Origin of the sequence: Sporanaerobacter acetigenes DSM 13106, assembly GCF_900130025.1 — a bacterium.
Lineage (GTDB): Bacteria > Bacillota > Clostridia > Tissierellales > Sporanaerobacteraceae > Sporanaerobacter > Sporanaerobacter acetigenes.
Genome location: NZ_FQXR01000002.1, coordinates 335,869 through 351,883 on the forward strand (window position 1 = coordinate 335,869; position 16,015 = coordinate 351,883).

At 33.5% G+C, this 16,015-nt stretch carries 21 protein-coding genes; 1 reads left to right on the forward strand and 20 read right to left on the reverse strand.

Going from position 1 to position 16,015, the window contains the following annotated elements; all coding sequences use genetic code 11:
• Window positions 1-34: 34 nt before the first annotated feature.
• The 5 genes from BUA21_RS01575 to BUA21_RS01595 all read right to left on the reverse strand — a co-directional run bounded on the left by BUA21_RS01575 (window position 35) and on the right by BUA21_RS01595 (window position 3,087).
• On the reverse strand, window positions 35-292 hold the full coding sequence (locus BUA21_RS01575; protein WP_072742766.1) for a helix-turn-helix domain-containing protein: 258 nt from the start codon (window positions 290-292) through the stop codon (window positions 35-37).
• Between the two features lie 162 nt (window positions 293-454).
• The gene (gene upp, locus BUA21_RS01580; RefSeq protein ID WP_072742767.1) at window positions 455-1,084 is read right to left on the reverse strand and encodes a uracil phosphoribosyltransferase; all 630 of its coding nucleotides are present in this window, start codon (window positions 1,082-1,084) and stop codon (window positions 455-457) included.
• Between the two features lie 41 nt (window positions 1,085-1,125).
• Complete coding sequence (gene rpiB, locus BUA21_RS01585; RefSeq protein WP_072742768.1) at window positions 1,126-1,575, reverse strand: ribose 5-phosphate isomerase B; 450 nt, start codon at window positions 1,573-1,575, stop codon at window positions 1,126-1,128.
• A complete protein-coding gene (locus tag BUA21_RS01590) occupies window positions 1,572-2,027 on the reverse strand; it encodes a low molecular weight protein arginine phosphatase (protein ID WP_072742769.1) in 456 nt (151 codons plus the stop codon). Before BUA21_RS01590 ends, rpiB begins: the two co-directional genes overlap by 4 nt.
• Window positions 2,028-2,037: 10 nt before the next feature.
• A complete protein-coding gene (locus BUA21_RS01595; RefSeq protein ID WP_434223131.1) occupies window positions 2,038-3,087 on the reverse strand; it encodes an L-threonylcarbamoyladenylate synthase in 1,050 nt (349 codons plus the stop codon).
• 154 nt (window positions 3,088-3,241) lie between these two features.
• On the opposite strand from BUA21_RS01595, the gene BUA21_RS01600 reads away from it, so the two are divergent.
• Window positions 3,242-3,955 (forward strand): ZIP family metal transporter, encoded by a 714-nt coding sequence (locus BUA21_RS01600; RefSeq protein WP_072742771.1) that lies wholly within the window; start codon window positions 3,242-3,244, stop codon window positions 3,953-3,955.
• On the opposite strand, the gene prfA is transcribed toward BUA21_RS01600, so the two are convergent.
• The 15 genes from prfA to BUA21_RS01675 form a co-directional block, all read right to left on the reverse strand.
• On the reverse strand, window positions 3,952-5,019 hold the full coding sequence (prfA, locus tag BUA21_RS01605; protein WP_072742772.1) for a peptide chain release factor 1: 1,068 nt from the start codon (window positions 5,017-5,019) through the stop codon (window positions 3,952-3,954). The two genes, BUA21_RS01600 and prfA, sit on opposite strands and share 4 nt — an antisense overlap.
• Before the next feature lie 35 nt (window positions 5,020-5,054).
• Window positions 5,055-5,576: a chromate transporter gene (locus tag BUA21_RS01610; protein WP_072742773.1), complete on the reverse strand. Its 522-nt coding sequence runs from the start codon at window positions 5,574-5,576 to the stop codon at window positions 5,055-5,057.
• Entirely contained in the window at window positions 5,573-6,109 is a 537-nt protein-coding gene (locus BUA21_RS01615; RefSeq protein WP_072742774.1) for a chromate transporter, read from the reverse strand. The genes BUA21_RS01610 and BUA21_RS01615 overlap by 4 nt, the downstream gene beginning before the upstream one ends.
• Window positions 6,110-6,120: 11 nt before the next feature.
• A complete protein-coding gene (gene prmC, locus BUA21_RS01620; RefSeq protein WP_072742775.1) occupies window positions 6,121-6,984 on the reverse strand; it encodes a peptide chain release factor N(5)-glutamine methyltransferase in 864 nt (287 codons plus the stop codon).
• Window positions 6,975-7,931 carry a DUF1385 domain-containing protein gene (locus BUA21_RS01625; RefSeq protein WP_233242575.1) on the reverse strand — a complete coding sequence of 319 codons (957 nt, stop codon included), beginning with the start codon at window positions 7,929-7,931 and terminating at the stop codon, window positions 6,975-6,977. Before BUA21_RS01625 ends, prmC begins: the two co-directional genes overlap by 10 nt.
• Window positions 7,932-8,122: 191 nt before the next feature.
• Window positions 8,123-8,323, reverse strand: a complete 201-nt coding sequence (gene rpmE / locus BUA21_RS01630) for a 50S ribosomal protein L31 (protein WP_072742776.1) — start codon at window positions 8,321-8,323, stop codon at window positions 8,123-8,125.
• A gap of 97 nt (window positions 8,324-8,420) precedes the next feature.
• Window positions 8,421-9,794, reverse strand: coding sequence for a transcription termination factor Rho (rho, locus tag BUA21_RS01635; RefSeq protein ID WP_072742777.1), 1,374 nt, complete (start codon window positions 9,792-9,794; stop codon window positions 8,421-8,423).
• A 97-nt stretch (window positions 9,795-9,891) separates the two neighbouring features.
• A complete protein-coding gene (glpX, locus tag BUA21_RS01640; protein WP_072742778.1) occupies window positions 9,892-10,860 on the reverse strand; it encodes a class II fructose-bisphosphatase in 969 nt (322 codons plus the stop codon).
• Between the two features lie 11 nt (window positions 10,861-10,871).
• Window positions 10,872-11,519, reverse strand: coding sequence for a fructose-6-phosphate aldolase (gene fsa / locus BUA21_RS01645; protein ID WP_072742779.1), 648 nt, complete (start codon window positions 11,517-11,519; stop codon window positions 10,872-10,874).
• An 11-nt stretch (window positions 11,520-11,530) separates the two neighbouring features.
• Complete coding sequence (locus tag BUA21_RS01650) at window positions 11,531-12,382, reverse strand: class II fructose-1,6-bisphosphate aldolase (protein ID WP_072742780.1); 852 nt, start codon at window positions 12,380-12,382, stop codon at window positions 11,531-11,533.
• Between the two features lie 45 nt (window positions 12,383-12,427).
• Window positions 12,428-13,072, reverse strand: a complete 645-nt coding sequence (locus BUA21_RS01655) for a hypothetical protein (RefSeq protein ID WP_072742781.1) — start codon at window positions 13,070-13,072, stop codon at window positions 12,428-12,430.
• A gap of 131 nt (window positions 13,073-13,203) precedes the next feature.
• Window positions 13,204-13,947 carry a sugar isomerase domain-containing protein gene (locus BUA21_RS01660; RefSeq protein ID WP_072742782.1) on the reverse strand — a complete coding sequence of 248 codons (744 nt, stop codon included), beginning with the start codon at window positions 13,945-13,947 and terminating at the stop codon, window positions 13,204-13,206.
• Between the two features lie 3 nt (window positions 13,948-13,950).
• A complete protein-coding gene (locus BUA21_RS01665; RefSeq protein WP_072742783.1) occupies window positions 13,951-15,243 on the reverse strand; it encodes a PTS ascorbate transporter subunit IIC in 1,293 nt (430 codons plus the stop codon).
• A gap of 23 nt (window positions 15,244-15,266) precedes the next feature.
• Entirely contained in the window at window positions 15,267-15,554 is a 288-nt protein-coding gene (locus tag BUA21_RS01670) for a PTS sugar transporter subunit IIB (RefSeq protein WP_072742784.1), read from the reverse strand.
• Window positions 15,555-15,567: 13 nt separating this feature from the next.
• Window positions 15,568-16,014: a PTS sugar transporter subunit IIA gene (locus tag BUA21_RS01675; protein ID WP_072742785.1), complete on the reverse strand. Its 447-nt coding sequence runs from the start codon at window positions 16,012-16,014 to the stop codon at window positions 15,568-15,570.
• Between the last annotated feature and the right edge of the window lies 1 nt (window position 16,015).

Sequence of the window (16,015 nt, forward strand, 5' to 3'; positions counted from 1 at the left end):
TGAAAGCTCTAGTCTTGTAGCCAAATTGTAAACATCAATCAATTTCTAAATATTCTCGACTTTCTACATAGCCCTTTCCAATTTTATGGGTAATATAGCCTAATCTATATTTTTTGTTTTCTATATTTTGCTCAATTAAATTTTCTTCTATTAAATGGTTGAGTATTCTATGAACCGTACTTCTATTTATTCCTAAATCATTGCTAAGTTCTATAGCTGACATCTCATAAGGCTTTTCTGAAAGCCTTTTAAGTATCATTATACCCTTCTTTAAAGAAGTAATCTTCTTCATCTCTCTCCCTCCTTGCGACAGCAGGGACGGTTCTTTCTGTCGCATTTTTGCTACCCCGATGGCGGTGGTATTTTTCACTATAATTATATCATCAGTAAGCATTCTTTTCCATCTATTCCAATGTACATTTATCTAAAAATAAAAGGTGGATATATCCACCTTTTATTTAGTTCCAAATAGTCTATCTCCTGCGTCCCCTAGACCTGGAATTATGTAAGCATGTTCATTTAGCTTTTCATCCACATTAGCTACATAGATATCTACATCTGGATGAGCAGCAGTCACTGCTTCTATTCCTTCAGGTGCTGCTATTAAATTCATAAGTTTTATATTTTTTGCACCTCTGTCTTTTAAGAATTGAATAGCTGCAACAGCAGATCCTCCTGTAGCAAGCATTGGATCTAGAACTATCAAATCTCTTTCCTCTATATCTTGAGGAAGTTTGCAATAGTATTCTACAGGTTTAAACGTCTCAGGATCCCTGTAAAGTCCAATATGTCCCACTTTTGCTGCTGGAATCAAATTGAGCATTCCATCTACCATTCCAAGACCTGCCCTTAGTATTGGCACCAATCCCACTTTCTTTCCAGATATCACTTGAGATTTTGTCTTGCAGATAGGAGTTTCGATTTCGATTTCTTCCAATGGCAAATCTCTCGTCACTTCATAAGCCATTAGCATAGAAACTTCTTTCACCAATTCTCTAAAATCCTTTGAACCAGTATTCTTATCCCTTATAAAAGTCAATTTGTGTTTTATCAAAGGATGATCTAATACTACTACTTTGCCCATACATAAGACTCCTTCCATATTAGATTAAAAAACCTTATACATTATATCATATACTTTCTTTCTATGTCAGAAATTTTATTTATTCTTCTTTCATGTCTTCCACCTAAAAAAGCTGCTTTAAGCCAAGTTGAAACTATTTCAATGGCCAAATCCCTTCCTACTACTCTTCCTCCCAAAGCCAACATATTTGCATTGTTGTGTTCTATAGACATTCTAGCTGAATAAGTATCACTACATAAAGCACATCGTATGCCAGGAACTTTGTTTGCAGATATAGATATTCCTATTCCTGTTCCACATACAACTATTCCCTTGTCACATTCTCCGCCTTTCACAGCTTCAGCTACTTTTTGTCCATATTCAGGATAGTCTACGGAATCTTTAGAATTTGTACCATAGTCAATATATTCTATCCCATTTTCTTCTAAATATTTCTTTACTTCTTCCTTAAGCTCATATCCACCATGATCTGAACCTATACCAATTTTCATTTTTGCTTCTCCTCCTTTTTTGCAATGCTTTCCAATGCCTTTTTTATTTCTTCTTTGGTATTTTCATATATTCTTTTGTTTCCACCAAAGGGGTCTAATATATCTTCTTCTACTCCATAGGCATATTCTTTTAGAGTATATGTTTTTTCTTTGACAAAATCATATTTAGAATTCAAGGCTTTTTTGTGAGATGTAGACATAGTGAGTATCAAATCTGCTTCTTCAAGCAAAGACCTATTCACCATCTTTGCCTTGTGACTGGAAATATCTATTCCTTCTTCTTTTAAAACTTCTATAGCCCATCTTGAGGCACTTTGACCATCTATGGCATATATTCCAGCAGAATCAACTCCTATATTCCTTATTTCTTTTCTGTCTAATATATCACTCATAAGCCCTTCTGCCATAGGACTTCTGCATGTATTTCCTGTACATACAAAAAGAATTTTCATCCAAACCCTCCTATACTTTTCTTATATCTCCACCACAAGCTTTTTTCATGCGATTCATTATGGCTCTTCCTATTCCCTCTGTATCTACACCTTCTGCTAGAATCATATCTACATTTAGTTCATCAAATTGCCTTAAAACTTTAAATAGATTTCTTGCTATGGTGTCTTTGTCACTTCTAGAGCCTACTACCAATACTATTCCTTCATTATATTCATCTTTGGTCTCTTCTGTAGCCATGATTCCTACTTTTTTGCCTTCTAGTGTCAAAGATTTAACTTGAGATTTAATGTTTTTTGATATAGTTTTCACATCTCCTGTGAAAACTATCATCTTTGCCTTTGGAGCATAATGTTTATATTTTTGTCCTGGAGATTTTGGTACTATATTTTCATCATCACTTATGATGCTCTGGTCATATTTTACTTCTGAAAAAATCTGAAGCAAATCCTCAAGAGTTACTCCGCCTGGTCTTAATATTGTAGGAACTTCCTCAGACATATCAAGTACCGTAGACTCTACTCCCACTCCTGTACTTCCTCCATCTATTATCATATCTATTTTGCCATACATATCTTCTACTACATGGCTTGCCTCTGTAGGGCTAGGTCTTCCGGATGTATTGGCACTTGGTGCTGCAATAGGCACTCCTGAAGAATTTATAAGCTCTAATGCTATTTTATTTCTTGGCATTCTAATAGCCACTGTAGAAAGTCCTCCAGTCAATTTTTTTGATACTTTGCTACTCTTTTTAAATATAATAGTCAAAGGACCTGGCCAAAACTTTTCCATAAGCATCTTCATGTTTTCATCTACTTTTTCTACCAATGGATATACTTCATCAATACTTGACACATGAAGTATAAGAGGATTGTCTTGAGGCCTTCCCTTGGCTATAAATATCTTATCTATGGCTTCTTCACAAAAGGCATTTGCACCTAATCCATATACTGTTTCTGTAGGAAAGGCTACTACTCCTCCATTTTTAATTAGCTTTGCTCCAGCCTCTATTATATCCTTTTCGGGATTTTCCCTGTCTGCTTGTGATACTATTGTCTCAATTTTATCCATATTGTTTCCCTTCTTTTTTCCTTAGCTTTTTCTTCTAAATATATATTATACCTTAAGTTGAAACTTTTAAGTAGAGTAAATTTATAGTTCTTTATTATCATAAAAAAGAATATCATAAAAATAGTAAATGTCTTAGGAGGTTAATATGAAAAGTATTTTTGATATAAGTATCATAGGTTTTCTTGTAGGAATGGTAGGGACTGGCCTTGGCGGAATTTGTGCCATGTTTATAAGAGATGCTCAAGATAAATTTTTAAGTATTCTTTTAGGAATCACTGGGGGATTTATGCTAAGTATTGTGAATTTTGAACTTTTGCCTCAGTCTTATATTTTGGGTGGAATATGGAATGAAATACTTGGAATCCTATTGGGAATGTTTTTAATCATATTTGCAGAAGAAAAAATTCCCGAAAATAAATATGACCCTCTCATGAAAAGTAGTCTTATATTAGCTATAAGTATAGGAATACACAATCTCCCAGAAGGTCTAGCTATAGGATCTAGCTTTATGGCAGAAAGCAATATTGGCTATATACTTTCTTTGGCCATGTTCATACACAATTTGCCAGAAGGATTGACCCTTGCTATACCTTTAAAATTGTCAAAAGTTCCAAATTTAAAAATACTCCTAATCACTATATTGGCAGGATTGCCAACTGGAATAGGAGCGTTTATAGGAGCTTATCTGGGAAATATTTCAAATATATTTGTATCTCTATGTCTCTCTTTTGCTGGAGGAGCTATGCTATATATAATATGTAGTGAACTAATACCAAATGCAAAAGCCCTTCACAGCGGAAGGACTTCTACTATAGGTATAATTCTAGGTTTTATATTGGGGCTATTCTTTGCATTTTAGCCAACTTGTTTTAATTTTTCAGCTTGATCTGTAGTTATGAGTGCTGCTAGCATTTCATCTATATCTCCATCTAAGAAAGCTTCAAGTTTATATAGAGTCATATTTATTCTATGATCTGTAACCCTACCTTGTGGATAATTGTAAGTTCTAATTCTTTCACTTCTATCACCAGAACCTACTTGACTTTTTCTTTCTTGTGCAATCTCTGCATTTTGTTCTGTAAGCATTTGATCATAGAGTCTAGTTTTAAGAATTTTCATGGCTTTGTCTCTATTTTTTAGCTGAGACTTTTCATCTTGACAAGATACTACCATTCCTGTAGGAATATGTGTGATTCTAACAGCTGAATCTGTAGTGTTAACACTTTGACCTCCATTTCCAGAAGAACGGAATACATCTACTCTTATATCACTTGGATTTATATCAAGGTCTATATCCTCTGCTTCAGGAAGTACTGCTACAGTAGCAGTGGAAGTATGAATTCTACCACTTGCTTCGGTTTCAGGAACTCTTTGAACCCTGTGGACACCACTTTCATATTTAAGTCTACTATATGCGCCTTTTCCTTTAATCATGAATATAACTTCCTTAAATCCTCCAATACCTTGGTCATTGGAACTCATGATTTCAATTTTCCAACCTTTTCTCTCCGCATATCTTGAATACATTCTAAAGAGATTTCCAGCAAATAATCCTGCTTCATCGCCTCCAGCTCCTGCCCTTATTTCAACTATAACATTTTTGTGATCATTCGGATCCTTAGGTATGAGTAATACCTTTAATTCTTCTTCCAATTTTTCGATTTTATTTTCCAATTCACTTATTTCTTCTTTTACTAATTCTTTCATTTCATCATCTAGTTTTTCTTTTAGCATTTCCTTGTCTTCTTCAAGTCTAGTGACGTTTTCATTGTATTCCTTATATTTCATAACAATTGGCTCAATTTCTCCATGTTCCTTTACAAGCTTTTGCCACTCCGCTCTGTCTTCCATTTCTTTTGGATCTATTATTCTTTGACTCAATTCCTTATATTTATTTTCTATAAAAGATAATTTTTCTATCACAATTTTCACCTCCAAAAACTTTTACTACAAATATATCAATAAACTAATGCTCCAATTGTACCTGCAATGACTATGCCCAATATAGGATGGAGTTTTTTAAAAGAAATGAGATAAAACAATACTCCTCCTATTATGACGCTCTTAAAGTCTATAAATGCATTTTTAGAAACTCCAATACTAGCTGACAATATAAGACCCAATACTACTGGTCGTATTCCTCTAAAAGCCCATTCTACATAAAGAGAATCTTTAAATTTAGATAGAAAATGAGCTATGATGAGGATTATGACAATGGAAGGTAGTATTACAGCAAGTGTTGCCACTACAGAGCCCCATACACCAGCAACTTTATAGCCTATAAATGTAGCTGAATTTATAGCAATTGGTCCTGGAGTCATTTCCACTACAGCCAATATATCTATAAATTCACTGGCAGTCATCCAGCCATGGATATCTATTATTTCCTTTTCTATAAGTGGAAGCATAGCATATCCTCCGCCAAAACTAAATCCACCTATTTTTAAAAATGATATGAAAAGTTTCAACAAATTCGTCATATGTCTTTCTCCTTCATTTTAAAATACCCAATAGATCCAAATGCTGCTACAAGTATTATATATATAGGAGATATATTCATCCCTACTATTAGAAGTACTGTCACAGCAGCAATGGCTATTTTAGCCCAATTTAGCTTCATATTTTTCCCAAGTTTATAAACTGCTGAGAATATGAGCGCAGCCACTGCAGGACGTATTCCTAAAAATATCTTGTCTATTACTTCATTTTGCCTATATTGCCACAAAAACGTGACAATAGAAAGGATGATTAAAAATGAAGGAAGGATAGTTCCTAAAGTACACAATAAAGAACCTTTAACACCTTTCAATTTATATCCAACATAAGTGCTTGTATTTACCGCCACAGGGCCAGGTGTCACTTCCGCTATGGCCAGAATATCCATAAACTCATCAGTATCAAGCCATCCATTTTTTTCTACAACCTCCTCTTGAATAAGGGGAATCATAGCATATCCTCCCCCAATAGTGAATGCTCCTATCTTAAAAAAAGTCCAAAACATCTTAAAGTACATGTTCTTTCCCCCTAAGGCAAGGTCCCAAATATTACTCTATCCAGTCCTTGCAAATCTTTTATGATATTTATGTTTTCGTAATTTTCACTTTTAAATATTTTTATAAGGCTAGGACCTTGATCATATCCTATTTCAAATATTAGCATTCCACCACTTTTTAAATATTTTTTGCTCTCTGGAATTATCTTTTTATAAAAATCTAATCCGTCTATTCCTCCATCCAATGCCTTTCTGGGTTCAAAATCTTTGACTTCTATTTGAAGTTCTTCTATATCTTTTCTGGGTATATAAGGAGGATTCGATACTATTATATCTATTTTTTCGTCTATTTGTAAAGAATTTATTTCTTCTAATATATTTTCTTTTATTACTTCTACTCTATCTTGAAGATGAAATTTCTCTACATTTTTCCTTGTAACTTCCAAGGCTTTCTCATCTATATCTATAGAATATACCTGGGCTTTCTTTATATGATAGGCAAGAGTTATGCCTATACAGCCACTCCCTGAACCTAAGTCAAGTATATTTATCTTTCCTTGATAATTTTTTATTCCATTATTTAATATATAATCTACCAATATTTCCGTATCAGGTCTAGGAATGAGTATTCCCTCTTCTATATAAAAATTAAGTCCATAAAATTCTTTTTCATTTATAAGATAGGCAATAGGCCATCCAGTTCTTCTCTTTTTGACAAGTTCTAAAAACTTATCAACAATTTCATCTGAAACTTCTCTGTTTCCATGTGTATAAATATAAGATTTATCTACATTCAGTAGATAACTTAATATTAAAATCACATCCAAGGGCCCATTTAAATACTCTCTTTCTCCCAATATATTGAGTCCTCTTTCCAAAAGCTTTTTTATTTCCAAAGGTCTTCCTCCTTGTCTTCTACAAGTACACCTTTCAAAGCTTCAATGGCTACTTCTATTTGTTCTCCATCAGGTTCTCTTGTAGTAGCTACCTTTTGAAGCCAAAGCCCTGGATAAGATAAAATATAAGCAAGTTTACCACCACTTCTACCTATTATTCTATTTATTTCATATGAGATCCCAGCTATAACTGGCAACATTAGAAGTCTTATGAAAAATCTCTGTAGTGGGTTTGGCCATCCAAACAGGGAAAGCACCAATATACTCACTATCATGACCATAAACAAAAAGCTGGTTCCACATCTTGGATGAAGAGTTGGATACTTCTTTACATTTTCAACTGTCAATTCTTCTTCATTTTCATAGCAGTGAATAGTCTTGTGTTCTGCTCCATGATACTCAAATACTCTGCCCACGTCTTCCATTTTAGAAATGGATATTACGTATATGAGGAAAAAAATTATTCTTATGACTCCCTCTATGAGATTTAAGAGTACTGGACTTTCTACTACATTTTTAAATAAATTTGTTAAAAATGTAGGTGCCAGCATGAAACATACTATGACTATTGCAAAGGACAAAAGCATTGTAAAAAACATCTCTACATTTTCAGCCTTTTTAGGACTCATTTTCTTTTCCAAAGCTTTTTCAAATTTAGTCTTCTCCATATCTTCTCCAAAAAATTCTGCTGAATACATAAGAGATTTGGTCCCTATGACCATAGCCTCTACAAGTCCCACTACTCCTCTTATAAATGGAAGTCTCAAAAATTTGTGATTGATACTTGGAGTATCTAATCTTTCCTTTTTAACTTCTATCTCATGATCTGGCTTTCTAACTGCTATAGCAATATCTTTTGGTCCTTTCATCATAACTCCTTCTATGAGAGCTTGCCCTCCTATAGTAGTCATGTGTTTGGGAACCCTGTTTATATCTTTTATCTTCAAATGATCAACTCCCCAAAACATTTTATACTCATATTATACCATATAAAACTAGCCACAGGAAAGCCACGATACCTATGTTTCGTTTGGCTAACCAGGGACATCATCCAACCAGCCAAATGAAACATCCCCGTGGCTGGTTTCCAAAAAAATAAAGGCTAGATGTAAGCATCTAACCTGTCTCTTTAAAGAAATTATTTCATACCATATTTCTTCTTGAACTTTTCTACACGTCCACCTTTTTCAACAAACTTTTGACGACCTGTAAAGAATGGATGACATTCTGAACAAACTTCTACTCTAAGTTCTTCTTTAGTTGAACCTGTCTTGAAAGTATTTCCACAAGCACAGTAAACTGTAGCTTCGTGATATTCTGGATGAATTCCTTGTTTCATGATGCTCACCTCTCTTTTGTAGCTAGTTTATAGAAATTATCTATTTTACATATTTCAACTTTTTAATTATAGCATAGAAAAAAAAGTATTTCAACTTTTAAACCCAAATTTTATTTCTCATTTCCTCAATAAATATATCATTTGTTTTGGTCTGCATTAAATTTTCAATGAGAATTTCTGTTACGTCTTGAGTAGGAGCATTGGATAGAGCTTTTCTCACACTCCAAATGGTCTCAAGTTCTCTTTGATTTAAAAGAAGTTCTTCTCTTCTAGTACCAGATTTATTTATGTCAATGGCAGGGAATATTCTTTTTTCAGAAAGTTTTCTATCTAAATGAATTTCCATATTGCCTGTACCTTTGAATTCTTCAAATATGACATCATCCATACGACTTCCTGTTTCAACTAAAGCAGTCGCAAGTATAGTCAAACTGCCACCTTCTTCTACATTTCTAGCAGCTCCAAAAAATCTTTTAGGTTTATGTAATGCACCTGGATCAAGTCCACCAGAAAGAGTTCTACCTGTTGCAGGTATGGTTAAATTGTATGCCCTTGCAAGTCTTGTGATACTATCTAAAAGTATAACTACATCTTTTCCATGTTCCACAAGTCTTTTAGCTCTTTCAAGAACTATTTCAGCTACCTTTGTATGGTGTTTAGGCAATTCATCAAAAGTTGAATAAACCACATCTCCCCTTACAGATCTCTGCATATCTGTAACTTCCTCTGGTCTTTCATCTATGAGTAATACTATCAATTCAATTTCAGGATGGTTTATTGAAATAGAATTGGCAATCATTTTAAGTAGAGTAGTCTTTCCTGCCTTTGGAGGAGACACTATCATACCTCTTTGCCCCTTTCCTATAGGAGCCAACAAATCTATCATTCTTGTGGAAAGCTCATTTGGAGTAGTTTCAAGGACAATTCTTTTTCTTGGATAAATAGGAGTCAATGTATCAAAATCTGGTCTATTTACGCAGGTTTCAGGATTTAAATCATTGACACTCTTTACATAAAGAAGGGCTTTATACTTTTCTCCCTGTTTTGGTGGTCTTGTAATTCCCTTTATCTTATCTCCTGTTTTAAGTCTAAATCTTCTTATTTGAGAAGGAGATACATATATGTCTTCATCGCCAGAAAGATAATTTTCACATCTTAAAAAACCATAACCATCGGTGTGAATTTCCAATATTCCCTTAGCCATATTTATATTATCCATTTGTTCCAATTCTTCTGTGACCTTTTCCGGCAGTACATCTGTATTTATATCTTTTATATCTATTTTTTCAGCTTTATATTCGTCATAATCTTCTTCTCTTTCCTCATCATCTATTTCTTTTGAAGCATAATCCTGAAGTATCAAATCTATAAGCTCTTCTTTCTTGAATTTATAAGGACTCCTTATTCCTATATTCTTTGCAATTTCTCTCAATTCGGCAATCTTCTTGCCTTCTAACTCAATTTGGGTCAAAAAAATACACCTCCACTATATATACCTTTTATCTATTGGTTGAAAAAATAAGATGAGAAAAAAGAAAGGGAACCCTGTAGGAAAAACCTACAGGAAATTATTTAGCATATTCTGGCTTTTTATCTAGCTTGTGAAGTGCTTCTACAAATCTTATAGTACCGGTCTCAGCCCTCATGACTACAGAATAAGTTTTAGCCATATTGTTTTCATAATATACTACACCTCTTAAAAGTTCGCCATCAGATATACCTGTAGCTGCAAATATTATTTCGTCTCCTTTGGCTAAATCTTCTAGCCTCAAAACTTTATCTATATCAGCACCCATTTCACGACATCTTTTTATTTGTTCATCAGTCATTGGATATAGTTTTCCTTGAAATTCGCCTTCCATACACTTTAGAGCTGCTGCTGCCAAAACCCCTTCAGGAGCTCCTCCTATACCCATAAGTACATCTACACCTGAATGTTCAAAGCATGTAGCTATAGCTGCTGCTACGTCCCCATCGCCAAATAGCTTTATTCTAGCTCCAGCACTCCTCACTTGTTTTATGAGTTCTTCATGTCTAGGTCTATCTTGGATAGTCACTGTCAAATCAGAAATATCTTTATTTAAAGCCTTTGCAATATTTCTTAAATTTTCCTCAACCGTAGCATTTATATCTACTGTACCTTTAGCTCTTGGCCCTACTGCAATTTTTTTCATATACATATCTGGTGCATGAAGTAAGCATCCTCTAGGTGCTACTGCTACTACAGATATAGCATTTGAGAGTCCTTTTGCAACAGATGTAGTTCCGTCAAGAGGATCTACAGCTATATCTAATTTTGGCGAATCTCCTACTGCTTTTCCTATTTGTTCTCCAATGTAGAGCATAGGAGCTTCATCCATTTCTCCTTCTCCTATAACTACAGTTCCGTCAATACTTAAAGTATCGAACATCTTCCTCATTCCATCTACAGCTGCTTGATCTGCTGCTATTTTATCTCCTCTACCTAAATATCTGGCACTTTCAAGAGCTGCTGCTTCTGTAACTCTGACTAAATTCAAGGCTAGATTTCTATCCATTTTTTCCCTCCTTATTTGTTTATTAATCCTTCCCAATCTTTTAAAAACTTTTCAATACCTAAATCCGTCATAGGATGTTTAACCATTTGAACAAATACACTATAAGGTATAGTTGCTATATCAGAACCTGCTTTTGCAGCTTGAATCACATGCATAGGATGCCTAATACTAGCTGCAATTATCTCAGTAGATATATTGTAGTTTTCAAATATCTCCTTTATATCTTTTATAATTGCCATGCCCTCATTTCCTATATCATCCATTCTTCCAACAAAAGGACTGACATAGCTTGCTCCAGCTCTTGCTGCAAGTAACGCTTGACTAGGAGAAAAAACTAAGGTTACATTTGTCTTTATGTTTTCCTTAGATAGTACACTTACTGCCTTTAAACCCTCTTTTGTCATGGGAATTTTGATTACAATATTTGGATGGATTTTAACTAGTTCTTTTGCTTCTTTAACCATTCCATCACATTCAAGAGATATAACTTCTGCACTAATAGGTCCATCTACTATACTTGTTATTTCACTTATGACTTCTTTAAAGTCTCTCCCTTCTTTTGCAATAAGGGAAGGATTTGTGGTTACACCACATATCACTCCCCAATCATTTATCTCTCTAATTTCATCAATATTGGCAGTATCAATAAAAAATTTCATATTTCCCCTCCCTATGCTCTTCCAACTGAGCCAAATACCTTCATCTTTTCCATAACTACTTCTTTCATGGACATTCTTGCTGGTCCCAAAATTTTCCTTGGATCTATATTATCTGGATTTTCTTTTAAGAAATCTTTTACAGCTTGTGCAAAAGCTGCTCTTATGTCAGTATCAATGTTTATCTTGTTTATTCCTAAGCTTACAGCTTTTTCTAAACTTTCATATGGAACTCCACTAGAACCATGAAGTACAAGTGGCATATTTGTCTTTTCTTTTATGATCTTTATCCTATCAAAATCTAATTTTGGTTCACCTTTATACACTCCATGAGCAGTTCCTACAGCTATTGCCAATGAATCTACTCCTGTTTCCTTTACAAATCGTACAGCTTCATCAGGATCTGTAAAAGTAGCTTCTCTTTCATCTACAACAATATGGTCTTCTACTCCTCCAATCTTGCCTAGTTCTCCTTCTACTGAAACATCTACTGAATGAGCTATATCTACTACCAATTTAGTTATTGCTATGTTTTCTTCTATTGGATGCTTTGAGCCATCAACCATTACAGATGAAAATCCATGTCTTATACATTTGATTACTTGATCAAAATCTGTGCCATGATCAAGATGTATAGCTACTGGAACTTTGGCCTTATGAGCAGCAACTTTTGCTAATGCTTCTATATATTCTATTCCAGCATATTTTAAACCACCTTGACTAGCTTGTAAAATAACTGGAGATTTTGTTTCTTCAGCAGCTTCTATTATAGCTTGTATTATCTCCATGTTATTTATATTAAATGCACCTACTGCATACCCATTTTTATGAGCATCTTCTAGTATTTCTTTACCTGTAACTAACATTTTTCCACTCTCCTTATTATTTTCTCATTTTATATTATATCATTTTTATTGTTCTTTGCCATTACTTCTCTTCACATCTTTAATTCTTTCTGCTATTGAATCTATATAAGAAATATTGTGAGCCTTAAGATGTATTTCCTCTTTTTTAAGTAATACAGCCAAATCTTCTTCTGTTTCTGTATAAATTATCTGTACACTTTTGCAATTCTCACATATAAGCTCTATTCTGTCAGAGAACAATTCCACCCTCATTTTATCGTTCCCACAACCACAAATAATCTTACCTTCTTCATTTAATTTTTCAAGTCTTTCTAAAGATGATAGGAGTATCTTGAATTTTTTTAAATAATTGTTAAATTCATCCTCGTCTTTAAGAACTGTCTCCTCATCATATCCTTTATTTTCTATAAAACAATTTTTATATTCATGTATGTTAGACCAATTGTCATCTTTAAGCATATTTTTTAAGCTATATCGATATATATGTGTACTTCCACATATAGGACAATGAGACTCTATAAAATAAGTTTTATAATCAAGAGTTTTTATGAAAACACCAGTACTATTAAAAGAAGATTTGTATTCAATTTTTTCTCCTTTAGAAATATTAAATAAATTTATATTATAAGTTTCAATTCTTCCACATATCTCACATCGTATAAGTAGAGTTTTCTGTACGGAAACTACCATATCTTGGCACCTCCCCTTCCTTCTCTACTATTCTTATTCTCCAAAAATTTATTAATTCCTTCAATTTGTCGAAAAATTTATGCTAAAAAACCCTATCTTAACTTCAAGAAATTAAGATAGGGTTTTCCAATCTACATATAAAATATTCTGTCTTTATATTTTTCTAGCATTTTCTTATTGAACTCATCCCCACCATCTACATTGGCGCTATGAAATATTGGTGGTTCTATTCCTTTTTCATACAATATACTTGAAGCTTTAACCACGATAGCATTTCCAATGGCTGCTCCTGCTATAGTAGATGTAGGACCTACTTTTTGTTTAAATCCTTTCATTTCAATTGCTGCATCTTCAAAATCCCCACAATTATCTATTACCAAATCAGACACTTCAAAGAGTCTCTTCCCACTGGAGTGCCTAGAAGTAACTAAAGTTGAGTACTTCATATTTGTTATTGCTATTACATAAGCATTTTTTTCTTTTGCTTTTATAGCTACATCAATCGTTACGGGATTCCTCCCAGAAACTGAATGAATGATTATAACATCTCCTTCACTTAATGGACTCTCTTGTATGATATCTCTTCCAAATTCCTCTAGCCTCTCAGCTTTAGAAGTCATAGTCACAGGTCTAGTATTTAGCATAAGCGTTGGATTAAATATAGGATTTATAAGAGCAAATCCACCAGTTCTATAAAACAGTTCTTCAGATACTATGCCTGCATGGGAACAGCCAAATACAAAAATACTATTCCCTTTCTCCACAGCTTCTGCTACTTTTTGAGCAGCATTTTTTATATTTTCATATTGAGTATCTTGAATTTTTTCTATTATTTTTTTTGCATATTCCAAATATTCAAATCCATAATCAGTCATAAGCTATGCTCCTAATCCAAATAATTTTGCAATACTTCCAGCAACTATAGACCACAATGAAAAATCATTCCCTCCAAATATAAGAATCCAATCAGATGCAGTATGTGCCAAGAATGGTATTGAAAATCCAACTAAGAATATCATCAAAACTCCTGCAACCGCTGACCCTATTATAGAGCCTCTTAATCCTCCAGTACCATTTCCTATAACTGCTGCAGTACCTATTTCAAAGAAACAAGTTATTGTCAAAGGCATTATTGCATATGAGAACAAGCCTGATTTACCCAAAATCATTATTGTAATAACAGAAGTAATCATGGATACTACAAATCCAATCAATACAGCATTTGGTGCATATGGAAATATAATTGGACAGTCAAGAGCTGGTATTGCATCAGGTATCAATTTGTCTGATATACCCTTAAATGCTGGTATGATTTCTGCAAGCATCATCCTTACACCTGACAAAAGCACAGTAAGCCCTGCTCCAAATAAAACTCCTTGCATCAATGAATATACTACTATGTTTTTATCTGTAGCAAATACTTCTTTAGCTTGACCACCCATCATTGCTCCAACTATAAGATAAACTATAAACATTACCAATGATGAAGTAACAGTTATTTCTCTTAAAAAACCCCATTTTTCACTTATTTGTAAATCTTCTGTTGAACGTTCTTTATTTCCAAAAATCTTTCCAAGAATTCCTGAAACTAACGAAAGTATTACTGTTGGATGGCCTAAAGTAAAAGAGTCATCACCCGTTACAGCTCTAACATAAGGTCTGATAATGGCTGGTGCAATAATAATGTAAATTGATAAAAATATTGTACTGAATAAAACAAGGCTACCACCTGTAAGACCTGCTTCTACACCTACAGCTACAAATATAAATGCAAACCAGAATAAATGATGTCCTGTCAAAAATACATTCTTAAATCTTTTATTCTTTACAAATTTGGCAAAGAAAACATTAACCAAAAAAGCCAAAAGCATAGCAAGTCCTATTTCCGAACCAAATTGTGAAATAATTTGATCCGCCCCCATAGGATTTAGAGCTGCCTCATCATTCAATCCATATAATACATTGAATCCATTGCTAAGAGGCCCCATTGAGTTGACTAAAATAGATGTACCCTGTGTTAATATAACAACACCTAAAATTGTTTTAAAAGTCCCTTGAAAAACTTCAGAAGCAGATTTTCTTTGTAATAGCAAGCCTATCAATGCAATAAGGCCTAAAAACAAAGCAGCTTCTCTAAAAATTTCGTTTATAAGAAACATTAAAAACTTCACTTATAAAACCTCCCTTTAATTTATTAAAGCAAACTTCTTATTGCTTCTAATCCACTTTCTTCAATTTCTTTTTTGTTTATAAAGTTTTTAATCCCTATAACTGGAACATTAACTTTTTCCTTAATTCCTTTTTCTAATTCTTTTGATGTGAAAATTATATCTGCTGGAGTTGAACTCGCACTTCCTACATCTGCAGTTAAAACAGTAGCATTAATATTATTTTCCTTTAATACCTCCTCTATTTTCATCTTTAGAATCATCGATGAACCTACTCCAAATCCACACACAGCAAGTATTTTTATTTTTTTCATAAAATTTTCCCCCTTAATTTTTATTTAGTAAATTATATACTTCATTTATATCTTCAGTATTTCTTAGTATATGAATATTTTCTCCATCTTCTAGCACTTTTGCCAAATGCTCCAATGCTTTTAGGTGAGATTGTTGAGACTTAGCACATAATGAAAAAACTATATCAACCGGATCATTTTCTTTGTTCCCAAACTTAATCGGTTTTTCTAAAATTGCCAAGCTCATACCATCTTTCAAAACGTCATCACTTGGCCTTGCATGGGCAATGGCTATATGAGGCGATATAACTATATAAGGTCCTAAATTTTCTACAGCCTTTATCATATCCTCAATATACTTGTTCTTAACATAGCCATTTTCTTCTAAAATCCCTCCTGACTTTCTTATAGCTTCTTTCCAATCATTAGCTTTAACCTTCAATTTAATGTTTTCTATATTCATAATTTTTTCTTCTGCCATT

Excerpts from the sequence above, each read along its gene's own strand:
- BUA21_RS01575 (WP_072742766.1), bottom strand. The coding sequence starts at position 292 with ATGAAGAAGATTACTTCTTTAAAGAAGGGTATAATGATACTTAAAAGG.
- upp (WP_072742767.1), bottom strand. The coding sequence starts at position 1,084 with ATGGGCAAAGTAGTAGTATTAGATCATCCTTTGATAAAACACAAATTG.
- rpiB (WP_072742768.1), bottom strand. The coding sequence starts at position 1,575 with ATGAAAATTGGTATAGGTTCAGATCATGGTGGATATGAGCTTAAGGAA.
- BUA21_RS01590 (WP_072742769.1), bottom strand. The coding sequence starts at position 2,027 with ATGAAAATTCTTTTTGTATGTACAGGAAATACATGCAGAAGTCCTATG.
- BUA21_RS01600 (WP_072742771.1), top strand. The coding sequence starts at position 3,242 with ATGAAAAGTATTTTTGATATAAGTATCATAGGTTTTCTTGTAGGAATG.
- BUA21_RS01610 (WP_072742773.1), bottom strand. The coding sequence starts at position 5,576 with ATGACGAATTTGTTGAAACTTTTCATATCATTTTTAAAAATAGGTGGA.
- BUA21_RS01615 (WP_072742774.1), bottom strand. The coding sequence starts at position 6,109 with ATGTACTTTAAGATGTTTTGGACTTTTTTTAAGATAGGAGCATTCACT.
- rpmE (WP_072742776.1), bottom strand. The coding sequence starts at position 8,323 with ATGAAACAAGGAATTCATCCAGAATATCACGAAGCTACAGTTTACTGT.
- glpX (WP_072742778.1), bottom strand. The coding sequence starts at position 10,860 with ATGGATAGAAATCTAGCCTTGAATTTAGTCAGAGTTACAGAAGCAGCA.
- fsa (WP_072742779.1), bottom strand. The coding sequence starts at position 11,519 with ATGAAATTTTTTATTGATACTGCCAATATTGATGAAATTAGAGAGATA.
- BUA21_RS01650 (WP_072742780.1), bottom strand. The coding sequence starts at position 12,382 with ATGTTAGTTACAGGTAAAGAAATACTAGAAGATGCTCATAAAAATGGG.
- BUA21_RS01655 (WP_072742781.1), bottom strand. The coding sequence starts at position 13,072 with ATGGTAGTTTCCGTACAGAAAACTCTACTTATACGATGTGAGATATGT.
- BUA21_RS01660 (WP_072742782.1), bottom strand. The coding sequence starts at position 13,947 with ATGACTGATTATGGATTTGAATATTTGGAATATGCAAAAAAAATAATA.
- BUA21_RS01670 (WP_072742784.1), bottom strand. The coding sequence starts at position 15,554 with ATGAAAAAAATAAAAATACTTGCTGTGTGTGGATTTGGAGTAGGTTCA.
- BUA21_RS01675 (WP_072742785.1), bottom strand. The coding sequence starts at position 16,014 with ATGGCAGAAGAAAAAATTATGAATATAGAAAACATTAAATTGAAGGTT.